This window comes from Aurantibacillus circumpalustris, assembly GCF_029625215.1.
GTDB lineage: Bacteria > Bacteroidota > Bacteroidia > B-17B0 > Aurantibacillaceae > Aurantibacillus > Aurantibacillus circumpalustris.
In genome coordinates this window covers 3704897-3724384 of sequence record NZ_CP121197.1, presented here as the reverse complement: position 1 = coordinate 3724384, position 19488 = coordinate 3704897, and the positions used below count along the sequence as shown (strand labels likewise).

Below are 19488 nucleotides of genomic sequence, written 5' to 3'. Positions count from 1 at the left end.
TAAGAAAACTTATCATGTCTAAACAAATTGGCAAAATTGCGCAGGTTATTGGTCCGGTAATCGATGTACGCTTTGATCTTGAAGGCGGACAATTACCGAATATATTGGATGCTTTAGAAATTTCCCGTGGTGGAGATCAAAAGTTAATCCTTGAAGTTCAAAAACACATTGGTGAAGATATGGTACGTACCATCGCTATGGATAGTAGTGACGGTGTTTACCGTGGTATGGAAGTAGTAGCTACAGGTAGCGCTATTAAAATGCCAGTAGGCGACAAAGTAAAAGGTCGTTTATTTAACGTAGTGGGCGAAGCTATCGACGGTATTAACGTGGTTAGCAACGAAGGTGGAAAATCGATTCACCGCGATCCACCAAAATTCGAAGATTTATCTACTGCTACAGAAGTATTATATACTGGTATCAAAGTAATCGACTTAATTGAACCTTACTCAAAAGGTGGTAAAATTGGTTTATTCGGTGGTGCTGGTGTTGGTAAAACTGTATTAATTCAAGAGTTAATTAATAACATCGCTAAAGGTCACTCTGGTTACTCAGTATTTGCTGGAGTAGGTGAGCGTTCTCGTGAGGGAAATGACTTATTACGTGAGATGATTGAATCTGGTATCGTAAAATACGGTGAAGAATTCAAACACAGTATGGAAAAAGGCGGATGGGATTTAAATAAAGTAGATTTAAAAGAATTAGAAAAATCGCAAGCTACTTTCGTATTCGGTCAAATGAACGAGCCTCCAGGAGCACGTGCTCGTGTGGCTTTATCAGGATTAACCATGGCGGAATATTTCCGTGATGGAGATGGTTCAGCTCAAGGTGGACGTGATATCTTATTCTTTATCGATAACATTTTCCGTTTTACGCAAGCAGGTTCTGAGGTGTCGGCTTTATTAGGTCGTATGCCATCAGCGGTAGGTTACCAACCAACCTTAGCTTCTGAAATGGGTGTGATGCAAGAGCGTATTACGTCAACTAAAAACGGTTCTATTACTTCAGTACAAGCGGTTTACGTTCCTGCCGATGACTTAACCGATCCAGCTCCAGCTACAACTTTCTCTCACTTAGATGCAACTACTGTATTAAGTCGTAAGATTGCTGAGTTAGGTATTTATCCTGCGGTGGATCCATTGGATTCTACTTCACGTATTTTATCTGCGGCTGTTTTAGGTGATGAGCATTATAACTGCGCTCAAAACGTAAAATTAATCCTTCAACGTTACAAAGAATTACAAGATATCATCGCCATCTTAGGAATGGACGAGTTAAGTGAAGAAGATAAATTAGTAGTACACCGCGCACGTCGTGTTCAACGTTTCTTATCTCAACCTTTCCACGTTGCTGAGCAGTTCACCGGTTTAAAAGGTGTATTTGTAAGCATCGAAGAAACTATCAAAGGATTTAACATGATCTTAGATGGTAAAGTAGATGAGTATCCTGAAGCTGCCTTCAACTTAGTTGGTACTATTGAAGAAGCGATTGAAAAAGGTAAGAAAATTTTAGCGGAAGCGAAGTAGTCAGAAGTCAATAGTCAATAGTCGATAGTCTTGAACTATTGACTATTGATTAAAAACTATAAACTTTAGAAAAATGAAATTAGAAATCATCACACCGGATAAAAAGTTATTTGAAGGTGAAATTAAATCGGCAATTTTCCCAGGCAACGAAGGCAGTTTTGGTGTTTTAGATAATCACGCACCAATGATAGCAACTTTAAAAGCTGGTAAAATAGAATTAATTAACGAAAACAATTCAAAGCAAGAGTTTATTGTAAAAGGTGGTGTGGTTGAAGTGCTTAAAAATAAAGTGATTGTTTTAGCTGAATAAGAAATTAAAGAAGACATATTTCGATTAAAAAGTCCCGGTTTATTTAATAAACCGGGACTTTTTTTGTGATTTGTTAACTATTAGACTAAAGATCAAAAACCCATGATCAAATGAGAACTTAGAAGCACCAAACCTCATAATTTGCCGTTGAAAATATTGCTTAAAAGTTAACTACATCGTTCGACCAAAATCCTTTTTGAACTGATAAGGGAAATTAATACATGGATAAATGCCCATTTTTTATAGTTTAAAAATTTACTTTTTTTAGTTTCTTTTTTTAGCGCAGTTTTTTTTTAGCTGAATGCCATCCTTTGGTAGACGAATGCTTCAAGAGTATCTACCTTGAGGACTTGTTAGCCGTTAAAGCAAGATAAAACCATTTCTTTTTTTATTTTTCAGAATGTACTTTTGATACCGAACCACAAACACACGCACCATGAAAAAAAGTTTACTCGTTTTAATCTTAGCTTGTTTTTTCAGCACCCAAACTAAAAGTCAATATTCTTCTATTTTAGCAGCCTATCCAACCGCGTACGAATTGAGCGCTGGTTTTGCTACCAAAAACACACCTGGCACACTTTGGTTTGGTTACCTTTCAACGGTTCAAAATATTTCGACCTTTTGGCATGTGAACAAAAATTTTTGCATCATGGGTTCAGGCTCCTCTTCTATTTGGTCAGCTTACAAGATTTTTGAAACGAGTGGATGTGCAGGAACCTCGACACAAGTATTAAACGGATATGGTGTTTCGGCTATAGAAACCAATGGGTCTGGCGGTGAGGCTTACGCACTTGCTGGATCTTATGATAACGCTAGTTATTTTTGTACCCTCGATAAGTATGGTAACGTAATTTCAGCTATGTCTTATCCGTTTCCTTATCCACCAATGTCCATTAACGGAACACCTACACAACCTATCATCATTGAATCAGACAATAAAGAGGAGTATTACATCTGTGGTTATTTTGAATCAGATATATACATTATCAATGTGGATATTAATGGCAATATAATTTGGTCGAGTTTTTATTCTATTGGAAAAGATGCAATGCCGAAGGATATTATTATGAGTCCTTATCACAAAGGAGAACTAGTTGTAATTGGCGAAACAAGGATATCACCCATCGACAATCAAGGTTTTTTTATGGCTATTGACGGAAGTAGTGGGGTAGTAAACACAACAAAAGTTTATGGTAATGATGATGAGAAAGATGGATTTGCTTCGATAATCGTAGGATCAAGCGTAAGTTCAATTAATTCGGCAGGTTTTGTTATTGGTGGATACACTCAGAGATTGAATAATGCTTCTGGAGTTACTGCGTGGGCTGTTAAGCTTGATCCATTTGGAAATTTTATTTGGAATAAAATACTGGAACCAAGTATGGGGACAAATTTAGGAGTGATCGATATTATAGAACGATTAAACACGTTTAATAATCTTGAGTATTATGCTTTACTTAACTCTAGCGTTGGCATGCATGTGTTAAAGCTTGATGAGAAAGGAAACCAATTTCATATATCCTTGCCAAATAGTGCCAAAAATGAATTTGTTTACGATGTACCTTCTACTGTGGTATCAAGAGCTAAGTGTATTTCGTATGTGAATATACAAACTCCGGGTGCTGATCTTGGTATTCAGGTATTTGGAACAGCAAATAATTTCTCTGGTTTTTCTAGTAGTTATGTGGCAAATGCTTATTTTAATGGTGAAACAAATTGCAATAGAACTCTTGCAATTCTACAACGAGAAGACAATGGTAGTCACCGAATAAGGTTTGATGCCGCCGTTAAACACGGTTCTTTTTCTTCCTGTTCTAACTTTCAAATTCAAGCTTGGTTTCCTGGGGGCTCTGTTAACTACCCTTGCTCGGGATTAATGACTCAGGGCAGTAACCAACGCACAATGCCTTCGGGTATTGACATTCAAACTAATCAAGAAGCAGATTTTAGTGTTTATCCGAATCCTGTGGCTAATAAAACTCAGGTTAATTATTCGATTTCTGATAATAGTGAGGTAAACATTTATTTACACTCGCTTTTGGGCCAAGAAATAATTCGCATTCAGCCACAAGTTAAACTTGCTGGTAATTATACCGAGGAAATTGACTTTTCCTCACTCGGATTAAAAAATGGTGTTTACTTTGTAACTACTGTTGTTGACGGCACCCCACACAAACGTAAAATTATTTATTCGCACTAAATTCAATGCGATAGATAAGTTATTTCGGTCACCTATATGGTGGCCGTTTTTTTATTCCAAGAAGCTCATTAGTAAAGTTGCTTGATGCGTAAATAATTCATTAGGATTATTTACTTTTGGAAAAAGGATTCGAATTGCAAAAGAAAATAAAAATCTCTACAAGTATATTTAGGTTAGTTACACTTAACGTTGTTATATGCACAACTAGCTTTTTATCTCTAAATTATTTTGGTGATTTTAAAATTGACCTTGCATATCTTCTTCTCTCTTCGTTTGCCTGTTTTATCACTGGTTTTCTTATTCTCTACTATTTTTATTATGTGAACATTACAAACAATATGAATGCATTGGCTGACAAAATAAAAAAACGATTTTTAAATAATGAAATACCGCAAAAGTATAATCAACTCGAAGAACAAGATGGTATGTCGCTTCTCGAAGAGCGCGTCGATTTTTTAATAGAATCAAGAGAAAAGGAAGTGTTCCATTTTGAAAATCTAGACAGTTATAGAAAGGAATATTTAGGAAACGTTTCACATGAATTAAAAACCCCGGTTTTTAATATCCAAGGATATATTGACACTCTTTTGAATGGTGGGTTAGAAGACAGTAACATTAATGTTGACTATTTAAAAAGAGCCGAAAAAAGCATTGATCGATTAATTAGTATAATCGACGATTTAGAAACTATTACACAGTTAGAAAGTGGAGGCCTAGATTTAGATATTGATACATTTGATATGGCTCATTTGTGTAAAGATGTTTACGCTTCTCTGGAACTGAACGCGGCTAAGAGAAATATTAAATTAGAATTGGCAAGGAAATACGATAAGCCAATTTTAGTAAAAGCAGATAAATTCAGAATCCGACAGGTATTGGTTAATTTGATTACGAATAGTGTTAAATACGGTAAGGAAAACGGAACGACGCTTATTGAATTAAATTACCTAAATGACGATGTTGTTGTTGAAATTAGTGATAATGGTAACGGGATTGATGAAAAACACTTGCCGCGAATTTTTGAGCGTTTTTACCGTATCGACAAAGGAAGAAGTAGAGAGCAAGGCGGCACCGGACTTGGTTTAGCTATCGTAAAACACATTATTGAAGCCCATGATAAATCGATTAAAGTTGAAAGTCAGGAGGGCAAGGGCACTAAGTTTACCTTCTCTTTGCCAGCCGATCAATAGAGATTTACAATTTCTGCTCAATAAGCACAAAAGCTTAAAAAAAAGCTTAAAAAACCATTTATTTTGAAAGTTTTAATTGCGAAGCTTGCCTATTTTTACTAAAATTGCAAAAACTTTAAGCAAAATGGCTGAAATTCATATTACGGATATAAATTATATAGAAATTAACTCTCAAAGCGGTTTGGATTTTAAATACAAGCCAGAAGTTCCCAAATTAAAATTGGTTGGAACACTTCTTATGTCTGAAAGTGAAGAGGAGGAAGATGGTGTGTTGTTTCTGACTCAAAAGCAACTAAATCAAGTGCTTATGGGTAAAGAGGTGGATCTTAAGTTACAAGAGGACAGATGGCTTTTAGGAAAGCCTTTAACAAAGGATCAAGTAAAAAAAGTAGGCTTAGTTGATGTGGATGCCGAATATATGGGTACCGCAGGTGAATTCAAGTGCTTTGAAGCGGTAAAGATTTCAGAATAAAAATTTCAGGTTTACGGGTTTGTTACCAAATCGCAGGACCGTATTTTTTGGTTATCTCGTTTTTCGGAAACAACTGGTAAAAAAGTTGATCAAAATAAAATAAAGCTTTAAATGTTAGAGACAGGTTGCTTAATTGCACTCCTGTCTTTTTTCTATCCTGCATGGCGAACCTATAGGTTATATCAGCTCCGGCTCCTATCCATTTAAATAACTTATACTGAAGCGTAATTCCGGGTTCGTACAAAATCAACAGGTATTTTGGGTCTTTAGTTCCTAAGTGATACGTTTTGTTTTCTTGAAACCATAAATATCCTGTTCCTAACTGAATAGGAACGCTCAACTGCCAATGTTGTGTTTTGTAAAAAACAAAATCAAGATAATAACTGGCATAAATAAACTTTAAATATTTACTTACTACACTTTTATTACCATTAGCATCTGTGACGTAAAAATCTTTAGTAACATTTGTTTTTAACCAAGAATGACCATCTGTTTTAAGCCAGCTAATTCCACCACCTAGCCTTAATTTGCGTTTAAATACAAAGCCAACCCTTATGCCTCGCACACTAGTCAGTTCATTGCTGATGATACTATTTCTAGATTCCAATCTTATATCAATGCTGTATTTATGTCTAAAAAAGTCACGTAAGGTGTCTAGTAACTGGGCATTTCCAGATACTTTCAAGAAAAGAAGAATGAGTACGAAAAGTGATTTCTTCATGTTTAGTAAAAATACGTTTATAAACTTTTTATTGTTTTGTTTAGAATCAATTGTTTCAACAATCTACATGTAGTAATTTTAAGAACGAGAGATGCTCGATACTCCCATAGAATATTTAAAAGGAATTGGCCCGCAAAGGGCTGAGGTACTCAAAAAGGAACTTGGTATTTATATTTACCGCGACCTTATTACCTATTATCCTTTTAGATATGTGGATAGAACAAGATTTCATAAGGTTAGTGAAATTTCGGAAGACCTGCCCCATGTGCAGTTAAGGGGTGTTATCGATAAGATGGAAATTGTAGGGCAAAAAAAAGTAAAACGCTTGGTTGTTTTATTTAGAGACAATACCGGAATTGTAGAGTTAGTTTGGTTTAAAGGTTATAACTGGGTAGCGCAGAAGTTGCAGTTAGGTGTGGAGTATTGTGTATTCGGAAAAGCAACCAGTTTTAATGGACGTTATAATTTGGCGCATCCTGAAATTGAATTAGTGACGGAAGATTTTTTAAAACAACAATCGGCCTTTCAATCGGTATACAATTCAACTGAAAAACTAAAATTCAGAGGATTAGATAGCGAGGGAATTCGCAAAGCACAAAAAACGCTTTCCTTTCAGCTACAGGATCAGCATATAGAAGAGACCTTAAGCGAAGAAATTGTGTCTGATCATAAAATGATTTCACGATTCAAAGCGTTTCAGCAAATTCATTTTCCGGAAAATGCTGAAATGTTGGGAAAAGCGGAGTTTCGTTTAAAGTTTGATGAATTGTTTTATATACAATTACGCTTACTCAGACTCAATAAAGTAAGAGCGAATACCGTTCATGGTTTTGTTTTTCCAAAAGTAGGAAAGTTGTTTAATGAGTTTTTTTCGGACTATTTACCTTTCGAATTAACAGGAGCTCAGAAAAGAGTGATGAAGGAAATTCGTTTAGACATGGGAAGCGGGAGACAAATGAATCGTTTATTGCAGGGAGATGTTGGAAGTGGAAAAACCTTAGTTGCGCTTTTAAGTATTTTATTAGCCATTGATAATACGAGAGCGTCTGATGGCGCACATTTTCAAGCTTGTATTATGGCGCCAACAGAAATTTTAGCGCAACAGCATTTTGAAACGTTTAAAAGTTTGTTGCAAGAAATGTCTATCGAAATTGCCTTACTCACGGGTTCTACGAAAACAAAAGAAAGAAAATCTATTCATTCTAAATTATTAAGCGGCGAGTTAAATATTTTAATTGGGACACATGCGCTCATTGAAGATGTGGTGCAATTTAAAAACATAGGACTTGTTGTTATCGACGAACAACATCGCTTCGGCGTGCAACAGCGTGCTAAGTTGCGAGATAAAAACACAAGTCCGCCACACATGCTAATTATGACCGCCACGCCAATACCAAGAACGCTCGCTATGACTTTGTATGGCGATCTGGACACAAGTATTATTGATGAATTACCTCCTGGAAGAAAAGCTATTAAAACAATGCATTACATGGAAAGTCAAAGACTGCGTGTATATGGATTTATTAAAGAACAAGTAGCTTTGGGACGACAAGTTTATATTGTGTATCCACTTATTCAAGAGAGCGAAAAGATGGATTATCAGAATTTGCAACAAGGTTATGATAATTTAATTGTTGAATTTCCTGCGCCTAACTATCAAGTAAGTATTGTGCATGGTAAACTCAATAAAGACCAAAAAGAATTTGAGATGCAGCGCTTTATAAAAGGCGAAACACAAATTATGGTAGCCACAACGGTTATTGAAGTGGGCGTAAATATTCCGAATGCCAGCATCATGATCATTGAAAGTGCTGAACGTTTTGGTCTTTCTCAATTACATCAATTAAGAGGTAGGGTAGGGCGAGGTGCCGAGCAAAGCTACTGCGTGTTAATGACTGGTTACAAATTAGGTGTTGATAGCAGAATGCGTATGGAAACGATGGTACGCACCAATGATGGTTTTGAAATTAGTGAGGTGGATTTAAAATTACGAGGTCCCGGTGACATTGAAGGCACACAGCAAAGTGGTGTGATGGATTTAAAGCTGGCTAATTTGGCTCAAGATGGTCAAATACTTCAGCTAGCAAGACAAACGGCGCAAAGTTTGCTTGATGAAGATATGAACTTGGAAACGGAAAAGAATAAAGTGTATTTGGTGCAATTAGAACTTCAACAAAAGAATAGACAAAACTGGAGTAAGATTGGTTAAACGGCCTATTCAGTGGATGCCGTGTTTTTTGAAGTATTATTTATCACTAGTTGAATCACAAAAGCAAAAAGCATAACCAGTAAACAGCCAATAACATTTAGCCATAAAAACGCAGTGAGTTCCTTTAACCAGGCAAAAATTATAAAAGATTCTGCAATGAGTGCGGCGCTAAAGACCGCTTTCCCATTAATTTTTTTCATGTAAAAGGCTACAAGAAATATACCAAGTATAGTACCGTAGAATAAAGATCCGAGAACATTTACCGCTTCAATTAAATTACCAAGCTTGCTTGCATAGATTCCAACCACCACACAAAAAGCGCCCCAGGCAACAGTAATCCAGCGCGAGGCGGATACATAATGTGTTTCACTTTGTTCTTTTTTATAAATTCTTTTGTAAAAATCTACTACTGTTGTCGATGCTAATGAATTTAAACCACTTGCTGTAGAACCCATCGCTGCTAAAAAGATGATGGCAATTAATAAGCCAATGACACCAATGGGAAAATGTTCGGTAACAAATCTCAAGAAAATATAATTGCCATCATTCGTGTCAGCCTTCGAATCATTTTTTTCCATCAAGGCAGGAACCTTCTTTCTAATCTCAGTTACTTTTTTATCTGCAACTTGTAGACTTGTTTTCGCTGAACCAATAGCCGCTACATCTTTATCTTCGATGGCCTTTACAAGTTTATTTACTTCGATTAGTTTTGCAGAACTGGCTACTTCGTAATCTTGTTCCAGCTGCTTATATTCTTCTTTGTAAGCACTGTTTTCAATTCGGTCGACCTCTACTTTATTAAAAAAAATAGGAGCGGAGTTAAATTGGTAAAACACAAAAACAAGTATCCCAATCATCAAAATAAAAAACTGCATGGGTATTTTTAAAACACCATTCATAACTAATCCCAAACGACTTTGAGAAATAGACTTGCCTGTCAGATACCGACCCACTTGAGATTGATCAGTTCCAAAATAAGATAACTGAAGAAAAAATCCACCAATTATGCCTGACCAAATATTGTATTTGTTGTTGAGGTCAAAGTGAGTGTCAATGGCATTCAGTTTATTCATTTTCCCAGCAATACTCAAAGCGTCAATAAAACCAACATCAGTAGGTAACATTTTTATTACCAGATACGCAGATAAAAATAATCCTGAGAAAATAATGGCCATTTGAAGCATTTGTGTGTGCGATACAGCCTTGGTTCCGCCATAAACGGTATAACTAATTACGATTACTCCAGTGAAAATAATCATGTAATTAATATCCGTATTTAAAATGGTAGAAAGTATGATGGCCGGTGCATACAGAGTAATGCCTGTCGACAAGCCTCGTTGTAATAAAAATAAAAATGCTGTGAGCGAACGTGTTTTGTTATCGAAACGTTTTTCAAGGTATTCGTAAGCTGTGTAAACATTCAGGTTTTTGAATATTGGAATAAACGTAATACACAAAACAATCATGGCAAGTGGTAAACCAAAATAGAACTGCACAAAACGCAAACCGTCATTGTAACTTTGTCCAGGAGCTGATAGAAATGTAATGGCACTAGCCTGAGTCGCCATAACTGACAAACCAACATGATACCAAGGGAGTTGTTTGTCAGCCAACAAATAACCGCTTAAATCTTTTGTATGACGACTTTTCCAAACGCCATAAAATACGATTGACAGCAGTGTAAGTGATAAAACCAACCAATCGATCTGACTCATTTAAAATACTGTGTAAAAAAATAAAGAAAGAGAATAACAAGTGTTTCAATAAGAATAACAAGAAGGTAAATACGCTTCCAGCTTTTTAAAATTGGCGGCTTTTCGTTTTCTTCTTCAGACATTCTTATTTATTCTGAGGTAAACTTAATAGGTTAACTAACAAGCGGTAGGCTCCCGGCACACCAGCTGGCAGCTCTCTAAAAAACACTAATCCTGTGTATACAAAATTTCCTGCACCGTATTTTCCAATGATTAAACTTCCTTCGCTGGACTTTTCTTTTGGGTCATTCATACTAAAAATTGTTTCGTAATTTTTGTCCTGATCTTCTGCAAAATAAATTCCGCGTTCTTGAATCCATCCATCAAAATCTTTTTGTGTTATTTTGTTTGGAAAGTTTAAGGCATTGTGTTTTTCATTTACAAATTTAATGTCTGCTTTCTCATCTGTAACGCGTGTTCTTGAAATGGTAAAAGGGTAAGGACCAATTTTTGCTTGTAATGGCCCAACACGGCTATTTGTATTGTACTGAACGATGAGATTTCCACCGTTGTTAACGTAGTCCATTAATTTAGAATGAAAAGTCTGTAAACGCTCATTGGTGTTATAAGCTCTAACACCTGTAACGATACTTGTAAATTTTGAAAGATCTTCACTAGTAAGTAATTCATCGGTTAGTAGTGTTACGGTGTATCCAATTTGTTTCAAGCAAGCAGCCACATCATCTCCTGCACCTGGAATATAAGCAATGTTTGTCCCCGTTTTTTTAAGATCAATGTTTATTAAACCAGCTTCGGCATCACTAAGAATAAATTGATAAGGAATGTGATCGTACTCAATACGTTTTATGCTTTTCGAATAGGCTTCGTTTTGTACATTAAAGAACGCTTCTATTTTCCCATCTTTTGCATTTTTAGAAGGAGAAATAACGGCTTCTAAAACGACTTCATCTCCTTTGCTACTAAGTGAAATTTCAGGATTCTTTAGAGTTACTTCCCATCCGTTACTGACTTTAAGCATCAACGTTCCGCTTACATTAACAGCATTGGCTTTAATGGTTACTGCAATTGTTTTAGGATTGTTATCTGTAAATACAAAAACATTTTCTGAAAGTTGTATGGTTATTGGTGGCAATATTTCGAAGGGCCTGTATATTTCTCCTTTTACAGGATCTGTATATTTATAAACGACATTTCTTTCAGTTTTTATGTTGAGGTCTTGAATTGTAAGATCAAAAAGAACTTTAGCTGCTGCTTCATTTTCAGGTTTACCTATTAGCACTTTATTTTTTACAGTGTACAATCCCGGTTGGTGTTTTTCATTCAACCAATAAGGACTAGAGTAGGGCATGTTTGAATTTAGTTTTAGTTTGCGCTTAAAACTATATAGTTCATTTTGTTTAGCACTAAGATTTAGCGAAGTGTCGCCTAATCCAAAATAAGAAATACTATTTATTTTTAAGTCCGAATTATTTCTATTTACGATTTGTGTGGTTAAATTAATCTCTTGTCCCGGAATTCCAATGTAATCAGATGCAAAACTTTCAAGCCATAGGCCAGAGCAGGCAAACAGTAAATTTTCAGTTTCTTTTAATTTTAATCGTTTCCAATAGTTTACATAATCATTTTTAGAATCTAGGTTCTGCAATTCTTTGTGGATTTGAACAAGTGCAGTAATACTTTTTTCAGGTTGTTGCGGATTAAAGTTTTTAATACAATCCTCTATAGTCTTTAACAAGGATTCTGTTCCTCTCATGCGATCCCATCTCGGATTAACGCCTTCCATTAAATCGGATTTAGCTTCTTCACCTTTTAAAAGTTTAAAATATTCGATATTACTGCCTCTTTGTTTAGCCGATCCAAAACCCTGACTTTTGTGCATAGATCTACTTTCGGAAGCAATTTCGCCATAACTTTTTCCGAATAATGGATTGTAAACACCTACATCCACTTTTAATTGATCGGGTGCAGTAGTGTTGGTAGATCCGAAATTAAAGGTGTTCCAGAAAATGCGTCTGGTTTTCCATGTTTGTGTATACTTTAATTGTTCTGGAAATTTTGTAGGATCTGCAGCTGCATCAAAAGCTTCAAGAGCCAGAATAGCTGACGCGGTGTGATGCCCATGTCCGCCCTCTCCTGTAGTTGGAAAACGACAAATAATAACGTCGGGTTTAAATTTTCGAATGGTTAAAACTACATCCGATAAAATACTGTCCTTGTTCCAAAATTCAAAGGTTTCTTCCGGCGTTTTAGAGTAGCCGAAATCTTTTGCTCTTGTAAAAAACTGTTCTGCTCCGTCAACTCTTCTTGCAGCCAGCAATTCCTGAGTACGAATTAAACCCAATAATTCACCCTGCTCCTTACCTATTAAATTTTGACCACCATCGCCACGTGTCAAAGAAAGATAACCTGTACGCAGATTCTTTTCATTGGCCAGATATCCTAATAAACGCGTATTCTCATCGTCTGGGTGCGCCGCTATATATAAAATGGAAGATACGGTGTTTAATTTTTTTAGTCCCTGTAATATTTCAGAAGAATTTAATTCTTGACTAGTTTGTGATTTTAAAGTAAAGTGACTGAAAGAAGTTACTAATAGGAGTAGGAAAAGTTTTTTCATTTAATGAATCTGTTTAAGATTAAGTGATTTAATAAAACTGGTTTTGAAGATACTGATTTATGTTTCGAATGAAATGTAAAATTGGTTAAAACTAGGATTGCTATTGTTTTTTGAAAAAAATGAATAGTTTTTGGATTTATACCATTTTGCTGTTCAAAGCCAATAAAATCCACCTATTTATAGCGTTATTTGTTGAATTTTCGCAGACTTTTTTGTTCTTATTGAAGATAATACGGATGCTTGTGCTAGAATCTCTCTTACCTTGTATTTTAATAAGTATCTTCGTCAAAATTTATTATGACTTCTTTTAACGACCTTAATTTATCTAAGCCACTTTTAAAAGCGCTAAATGATCTGGGTTTGGAAAATCCAACCCCAATTCAGGAAAAAGCTTTTTCGGTAATAATGTCGGGTAAAGATGCTGTAGGTATTGCACAAACTGGCACAGGTAAAACTTTTGCGTATTTAATTCCTATTCTCAGACAATTAACGTATTCAGAACAACGTCATCCACGCGTGCTCATTGTTGTTCCTACGCGTGAGTTAGTTGTACAAGTCGTAACTGAAATTGAAAAGCTTTCTCAGTACATGAGTTTACGGGTGTTTGGTGTTTATGGCGCTTCAAATATTAATACCCAAAAACAAAAAGTTTATGATGGTTTAGATATTTTGGTTGCAACACCTGGTCGTTTAATAGATCTTACATTGAGTCGTACCCTTCAATTCAGCGCTGTAAAGAAACTAGTAATTGATGAGGTGGATGAAATGTTGAATCTTGGTTTTCGTCCCCAATTAAAACAAATATTGGAAGTATTGCCACCAAAACGTCAGAATCTTATGTTTTCAGCTACTTTGACTGAAGACGTTGAGGCGATGATTGAGAAATATTTTAATACACCGGAATATATTGAAGTCATTACAAGAGGAACGCCGCTCGAAAAAATAATTCAACAAGCTTATCACGTTCCTAATTTTTACACGAAAGTCAATTTATTAAAGTGGTTGCTAGAACATGATAAAACAATGACTAAGGTTTTATTATTTGTAAAGAATAAAAAAGTTGCAGATGATTTGGAAAAAGAATTGGAAATCTTTTCAGAGGACATAGGAATTATACATTCAAATAAATCACAACCACACCGTTTTAATGCGGTTAAACAATTTCAGGATGGCGTACATCGTTTATTGATTGCAACGGATGTTATTGCGAGAGGATTAGATTTAAAAGATGTAACACACGTTATTAATTTTGATACTCCAAAAGACCCAAGTGCATACATTCACCGTATTGGAAGAACGGGCAGGGCTGATAGCACCGGTATTGCTTTGAGTTTTATTACTGAGAAAGAGATAGAAATGCAGGAAGCTATTGAAGCATTAATGGACAAAAAAATAGATCTTCTTGAATTACCTGAGAGTGTTGAGATTTCAGAGGAATTAACCGCAGACGAAGTGCCTGTAGTTAGAGATAAAAATTTAAAGAAAGCAAAAAAGATTGTTGTTACGGGTGGAGCCTTTCACGAGAAAAAAGCAAAAAATCAAAAGGTGCAATTAGGCGGAAAACGTCGTCAGGAAAAGCAGAGAAGAAAACTAGAAACGAGTAGGAGTAAGAGAAAACGTTAGTGATAAGTTCTTTTACAGAGTTACTTTGATAAAAGAAGTCTCCTAAATTGAGACAACCTTCTTTTATTTATTAGATTACTCTTTATTGTTTTATCCAAGTAATCATATAGGTGTAATTCACACCGTTGTACACTTCAGAAAAACTTGCTTGTAGTGTAGTACCGTCATTAGTTATAATATTCCAGCTAACAGTGTTTGAACCAGGTTCACTAATTGTTAGAATTGTCTCAGTATTGTTCCAAGCCCAACTACCATCAGATTTTGTTTGTGGGTCAGAAGCATTGCATTTTGTTAGACCTTCGTCATTAGTCACTGTATAGTTCGCGTTAAACCTAATAAGGTCATCTTGAGAGCAAGAAGGAAGCTGGGAATAAATATCGGATCCATAACCAGGTAATGCAGGATTTATTGTATAAGCACTTAACTTAAAATTTTTGTCGGTCAATCTTGAAGTGGCGCTAGCATAAGTAATAGTATAAGTAACGGATTTAGCTTCACATCCTTTTGCGGCAATAACTATGTTGTTTAATCCTGTACTTAAAATAAGATTCGCCGTCAATATATGACTTGAAGTGTTATAATTGAAGGCCATTGAATTTCCATTTAATGTAAGTGTAATTAAATTTGGATCAACTATTTCTGTTATGTTAGCACTGAATTGGTATGAGCTAGAATTTACCGTGCCTTGTGCATTAGAGGTTACTATAATTGTATTACAAAAATCGTACACTATATTAAAGTTGGCTGTTTTAACTTCACACCCGTTTGCTGTGATGGATATATTGTTTGTTCCAGGATTTAAGGAAATATTTGCGATTAACACATGCGTTGAAGCATTATAACTAAACGGAGTAGTAACCCCGTTCACAGTAAATATGATGAGCGATGCGTTATCTATCTCAGTTATGTTGGCGATGAATTCGTAGGTACTCGTATTCACAGTGTTTTGCGCGGATGAGGATATTACTGGAGCATTGCAACTTTTTTTACAACTTGAAAACAAAATTGTAAAGATCACTAAAACTACTGCAAAGCTTAGAGTGATAATTTTGGCTGCTAATTTCATTTGTTAGGTTTTGGATTCTATTGTAATAACAATCAAATATATGCTATTCTTTTAATTGAACAACAGCTCTAATTAGATTATTATTACCTTAAAATTAGTGTCATAAAAAATAGCATAAAAAAAAGGCTGCCGAAAATAGCGACAGCCTTTTTTATTTTCAAAACAGAAACTCTTATTGTTTAGTGAAGGTATACGTGTAAGTATAATTAACACTATTAATTACTTCTGAAACAGTTCCTTTTAAAGTCGTGCCGTCGTTGGTTAGAATAGTAATACTAATAGAGCCTACAGTTGGATCAGGATCAGTTACAGTAAGAATTGTTTCATTTGTGTTCCATGCCCAAGTGCCACCCGAGGTTGTTTGAGGGTCAGCGGAATTACATTTTGTGGCCCCTTCGTCATTAGTAATTGTAAAGTTTGCGTTGAATTTAGAAAGATTATCTTGAGAACAAGAAGGGATTTGATTGTAAATATCTGAACCAAATGGCGGAATGGCTGGATTAACCGTAAAAGCAGTCAATTTAAAATTTTTGCCCGTCAATCTCATAGTAGGGCTATCATAAGTGATACTAAAGTTACCGGTCTTAGTTTCACAACCCTTTGCTGTAATTACAATATTATTAGCACCCGCTGCTAAAGTGATAGTTGCTTTTAATTCATGACTGGAGGTATTGTAAGTGAAAGGAACGGAAGCTCCATTTAAAGTCATTGAAATAAGAGATTGATCATCTATCTCTGTTACATTAGCTGTAAAATCGTAGCTGCTATTGGTTACACTTGATGCCGCTGATGATGTAATAGCAGGAGCCGTACAACTTTTTTTACAACCTGGACTAAAAAAAGTTACACCTACCATTGCTAATGCAAAGCTTAAGGTGGTAATTTTGTGTGTTAATTTCATTTTTATATGTTTTTAGGTTTATACTAAAGTACTCTCAAATGTATACTATTCAAATTAATCTGACAAATTCTGAATCCAATTCTGATTCATAGCAACTAAACAGGTTCTACTTAATCTCAACTACCAAAAATTTAGAAGTACTCCAAAATTCTTCTGGTTTGGTAATGTTAAGCGTAGCAAAATCATTTTCTCCTTCTGTCCAGGTATAAGAACCTTCTGGATGATGTGTTACCATTTTTGGTTTTTTTCCTTGGATTGGAATTGATTTTGCCTCGCGAATATCAATCTCTGTAAACGATGATCTGTTTTTTGTAAAAGCGCTTGCCAAAGCTTCTTTTTTTCCAACCCCTAAAAAGCCACCTTTTTTCTCAACAATGCTTTTTTCTTTCAATTCTTTGTAAGTACCATAAGTAAAATAGGCTTTGTTTAAGTCCTTATCTAACTTTGAATTGGTCTCCGTTAAAAGGGCTTTTTCCGAACTTAATACTTCGTTTGCCATTTGAGATTCGTCCAATTTATTATTTAAATCGGCAATCTGAAATTCTGCTTGAGCCAATTGTTCTTTTAACATCGCAATTTCTTGTTCTTGTTTTTCGATACGTTCTTTGGTTTGTTTAGCGATTTTAGCCATGGCACTGTTTTGTTTGCCAAGCTTTTTAGATTGTTTTGTCAGTTGATCGATTTTGTATTTATTGTCTTCTAATAAAGCATTAATCAAACTAATGTTATGCAAAATTTCTTCTTTTTTTGTTAAACTTTCTTTAGAAGAAGTGTTTGCCACCATGCCCTGCTTGTCGCGAATCATGTCGAGATTTTTATTAATCTCATCCATAATGTTTACCATTTCATTTTCTAGCGAATCTTTAGATGAACTCACTAATTGTACTTGTTGTAGAGCAGCCTCTTCTTTTTCCTTGTTGGTACAAGAGTTAAACAATAGTCCAGCTGTAAATAAAAATACAAAGGCTCTTTTAGCGATTAATTTCATATGGTTTTTTTTAAGGGATTAGTTTAATAATTATTCTTTCAAAGGTAAATATCTTTTTTCTCCATGCAAGACTTGTTAGTAAAAGATGAAGGAAAGCTCCCTTGAATTTCGACCAATCTGAGAATGACTTGTCTAACTTAATTTGGTAGACAAATTTTATTAGCCGTTTTAGGGTGACAAGTAGGAATACTGGAGTTGGTTTTTATTTTAGGAATCACATAAGGAATATCGAAATTAGGACTACTAAATGAGTAAAAACGCAGTATTTTCGGTACATAGGGTAAGGCTTTTCGGGTTTTGCCAAGAAAAGTAACACTTAAGCGATAAAGTCATCAGTGCTGGTAACCTCCTATTCAAAAAACGTCTTTAATTGCCTGAAAAAATTCATTCCGAAACAAATAGCGATAAACTAAAACTTATTTCAGATTCAGCGCTAGATTAGGTCGATATTCTTAGAAGAGCAGTGTTTTTAATTAACAGTTTTTCTATTCTTTAGGTGAATTCTAAACGCTTAATAGTTGTCAATTAATAAGTGAGGGTGTAACTTTGTTTTTAAATAGTTGCGCTATTTTAGTGCAAATAGTAGAGAGGAATGTTTATCATGGCAAAGAAAAAGATAATTATCGTAGGTGGCGGATTCGCTGGTATTCAGTTGACAAGAAATCTCGATGAACGTTTATTTGATGTATTACTCATTGATAAATTAAATCACCATCAATTTCAACCTTTATTTTATCAGGTAGCAACCTCGCAAATTGAACCTTCCAGCATTTCTTTTCCTTTAAGAAATATTTTTAAGAACAAATCCAATGTGCAAATACGGCTCGCAGAAGTTTTATCTGTAGATAAATTAAAGAATACTCTTAGCACGACGATTGGAGATTTTGAATACGATTATTTGGTGATGGCTGTTGGTTGTAAGACAAATTTTTTTGGAAATGAAAACATTGCAAAAAATGCTTTTACACTTAAATCAACTTATGAGGCAATTACCATTCGTAATCACATTTTGCAGACTTTTGAGAAAGTAATTTCGTCAAATGATTTTGAAAAAGAGAGTTTATTAAACCTGGTAATTGTAGGCGCCGGACCTACAGGTGTTGAGTTATCTGGAGCTTTTACAGAAATAAAAAAACATGTCTTGCCAAAAGATTATAAGGGAATAGATTTTTCAAAATTCAAAATTATTCTGGTTGAAGGCAGTAAACACACTTTGAATGCCATGAGTGATGTGGCGAAAAAAGCTTCTCATGCTTATTTAACACAAATGGGTGTGGAGGTTTATACAGAAACTTTTGTAAAAGATTATGATGGTGAGTTGCTGACCTTAAGTAATGGAAATCAGATCAAAACAAAAACTGTACTCTGGGCGGCTGGCGTAACAGGAAACAGGATTGAAGGTTTTTCAGATGATGTGTACGCACAAGGTAGTCGTTTTAAAGTGAACCGGATTAACCAAGTTGCTGAAACAGAAAATATTTTTGCGGTTGGTGACATTGCTTTTATGACGACACCAAAGTATCCTAAAGGCCATCCCCAATTAGCAAACGTTGCTATTAATCAAGCCAAGTTACTCGCAAAGAATCTTAAAGCAATAAGTGAAAACAAAAAAACGAAAGAGTTTGAATACAAGGATCTTGGTTCAATGGCTACTGTAGGAACCAATAAAGCCGTAGTTGATTTACCATTTGTAAGTTTTAAAGGGTACTTCGCCTGGCTTGTTTGGATGTTTTTACATTTAATGTTGATTCTGAGCGTTAGAAATAAACTCATCATATTTATTAATTGGGCCTGGGCCTATGTTACTAAAGATACTTCCTTACGGCTTATACTTTCTGATTCAAATAAAAAAGACCAGCCAACGGATGGACAAAGCTCCTAGTAATTGCATGGATTTTGCAATGAGTTTTTTGAGAATTAAATAGCTGAAAATTTTAGACAAGACAATTT

The 19488-nt window shown here is 35.1% G+C and carries 14 protein-coding genes; 8 read left to right on the top strand and 6 right to left on the bottom strand.

Translation table 11 applies throughout. The features are described 5' to 3' along the window. Positions 1 to 14: 14 nt before the first annotated feature. The 5 genes from atpD (at position 15) to P2086_RS15405 (ending at position 5698) form a co-directional block, all read left to right on the top strand. A complete protein-coding gene (atpD, locus tag P2086_RS15425) occupies positions 15 to 1526 on the top strand; it encodes a F0F1 ATP synthase subunit beta (protein ID WP_317897648.1) in 1512 nt (503 codons plus the stop codon). 73 nt (positions 1527 to 1599) lie between these two features. Further along, the gene (gene atpC / locus P2086_RS15420; protein WP_317897647.1) at positions 1600 to 1836 is read left to right on the top strand and encodes an ATP synthase F1 subunit epsilon; all 237 of its coding nucleotides are present in this window, start codon (positions 1600 to 1602) and stop codon (positions 1834 to 1836) included. A 436-nt stretch (positions 1837 to 2272) separates the two neighbouring features. After that, on the top strand, positions 2273 to 4036 hold the full coding sequence (locus P2086_RS15415; protein WP_317897646.1) for a T9SS type A sorting domain-containing protein: 1764 nt from the start codon (positions 2273 to 2275) through the stop codon (positions 4034 to 4036). 116 nt (positions 4037 to 4152) lie between these two features. Next, positions 4153 to 5226, top strand: coding sequence for a sensor histidine kinase (locus P2086_RS15410; protein WP_317897645.1), 1074 nt, complete (start codon positions 4153 to 4155; stop codon positions 5224 to 5226). An 85-nt stretch (positions 5227 to 5311) separates the two neighbouring features. Then, positions 5312 to 5698 (top strand): hypothetical protein, encoded by a 387-nt coding sequence (locus P2086_RS15405; RefSeq protein WP_317897644.1) that lies wholly within the window; start codon positions 5312 to 5314, stop codon positions 5696 to 5698. 22 nt (positions 5699 to 5720) lie between these two features. On the opposite strand, the gene P2086_RS15400 is transcribed toward P2086_RS15405, so the two are convergent. Continuing rightward, a complete protein-coding gene (locus tag P2086_RS15400) occupies positions 5721 to 6419 on the bottom strand; it encodes a hypothetical protein (protein ID WP_317897643.1) in 699 nt (232 codons plus the stop codon). 91 nt (positions 6420 to 6510) lie between these two features. On the opposite strand from P2086_RS15400, the gene recG reads away from it, so the two are divergent. Continuing rightward, positions 6511 to 8628 (top strand): ATP-dependent DNA helicase RecG, encoded by a 2118-nt coding sequence (recG, locus tag P2086_RS15395; RefSeq protein ID WP_317897642.1) that lies wholly within the window; start codon positions 6511 to 6513, stop codon positions 8626 to 8628. A 5-nt stretch (positions 8629 to 8633) separates the two neighbouring features. Here the strand turns inward: recG and P2086_RS15390 are convergent, their stop codons facing one another. Next, positions 8634 to 10343, bottom strand: coding sequence for a sodium:solute symporter family protein (locus tag P2086_RS15390; RefSeq protein WP_317897641.1), 1710 nt, complete (start codon positions 10341 to 10343; stop codon positions 8634 to 8636). Positions 10344 to 10467: 124 nt separating this feature from the next. Continuing rightward, entirely contained in the window at positions 10468 to 12960 is a 2493-nt protein-coding gene (locus tag P2086_RS15385) for a PIG-L family deacetylase (protein ID WP_317897640.1), read from the bottom strand. A gap of 297 nt (positions 12961 to 13257) precedes the next feature. Between P2086_RS15385 and P2086_RS15380 the strand changes: the two genes are divergently transcribed. Next, positions 13258 to 14583, top strand: coding sequence for a DEAD/DEAH box helicase (locus tag P2086_RS15380; protein WP_317897639.1), 1326 nt, complete (start codon positions 13258 to 13260; stop codon positions 14581 to 14583). A gap of 82 nt (positions 14584 to 14665) precedes the next feature. Here P2086_RS15380 and P2086_RS15375 read toward each other — a convergent pair whose 3' ends face one another. The 3 genes from P2086_RS15375 to P2086_RS15365 form a co-directional block, all read right to left on the bottom strand. After that, the gene (locus P2086_RS15375) at positions 14666 to 15649 is read right to left on the bottom strand and encodes a hypothetical protein (RefSeq protein ID WP_317897638.1); all 984 of its coding nucleotides are present in this window, start codon (positions 15647 to 15649) and stop codon (positions 14666 to 14668) included. 172 nt (positions 15650 to 15821) lie between these two features. Beyond that, positions 15822 to 16550, bottom strand: a complete 729-nt coding sequence (locus P2086_RS15370) for a hypothetical protein (RefSeq protein WP_317897637.1) — start codon at positions 16548 to 16550, stop codon at positions 15822 to 15824. Positions 16551 to 16656: 106 nt separating this feature from the next. Then, positions 16657 to 17538 carry a Cbp1 family collagen-binding glycoprotein adhesin gene (locus tag P2086_RS15365; RefSeq protein ID WP_317897636.1) on the bottom strand — a complete coding sequence of 294 codons (882 nt, stop codon included), beginning with the start codon at positions 17536 to 17538 and terminating at the stop codon, positions 16657 to 16659. Positions 17539 to 18139: 601 nt separating this feature from the next. Here P2086_RS15365 and P2086_RS15360 point away from each other — a divergent pair. Next, complete coding sequence (locus tag P2086_RS15360) at positions 18140 to 19420, top strand: NAD(P)/FAD-dependent oxidoreductase (protein ID WP_317897635.1); 1281 nt, start codon at positions 18140 to 18142, stop codon at positions 19418 to 19420. The last annotated feature ends 68 nt before the right edge of the window (positions 19421 to 19488 follow it).

Bases quoted from the DNA above. Each gene is read 5' to 3' on its own strand.
- P2086_RS15370 (WP_317897637.1), bottom strand. From the start codon at position 16,550: ATGAAATTAACACACAAAATTACCACCTTAAGCTTTGCATTAGCAATG.
- atpD (WP_317897648.1), top strand. From the start codon at position 15: ATGTCTAAACAAATTGGCAAAATTGCGCAGGTTATTGGTCCGGTAATC.
- recG (WP_317897642.1), top strand. From the start codon at position 6,511: ATGCTCGATACTCCCATAGAATATTTAAAAGGAATTGGCCCGCAAAGG.
- P2086_RS15360 (WP_317897635.1), top strand. From the start codon at position 18,140: ATGGCAAAGAAAAAGATAATTATCGTAGGTGGCGGATTCGCTGGTATT.
- P2086_RS15375 (WP_317897638.1), bottom strand. From the start codon at position 15,649: ATGAAATTAGCAGCCAAAATTATCACTCTAAGCTTTGCAGTAGTTTTA.
- P2086_RS15380 (WP_317897639.1), top strand. From the start codon at position 13,258: ATGACTTCTTTTAACGACCTTAATTTATCTAAGCCACTTTTAAAAGCG.
- P2086_RS15415 (WP_317897646.1), top strand. From the start codon at position 2,273: ATGAAAAAAAGTTTACTCGTTTTAATCTTAGCTTGTTTTTTCAGCACC.
- P2086_RS15400 (WP_317897643.1), bottom strand. From the start codon at position 6,419: ATGAAGAAATCACTTTTCGTACTCATTCTTCTTTTCTTGAAAGTATCT.
- atpC (WP_317897647.1), top strand. From the start codon at position 1,600: ATGAAATTAGAAATCATCACACCGGATAAAAAGTTATTTGAAGGTGAA.
- P2086_RS15385 (WP_317897640.1), bottom strand. From the start codon at position 12,960: ATGAAAAAACTTTTCCTACTCCTATTAGTAACTTCTTTCAGTCACTTT.
- P2086_RS15390 (WP_317897641.1), bottom strand. From the start codon at position 10,343: ATGAGTCAGATCGATTGGTTGGTTTTATCACTTACACTGCTGTCAATC.
- P2086_RS15365 (WP_317897636.1), bottom strand. From the start codon at position 17,538: ATGAAATTAATCGCTAAAAGAGCCTTTGTATTTTTATTTACAGCTGGA.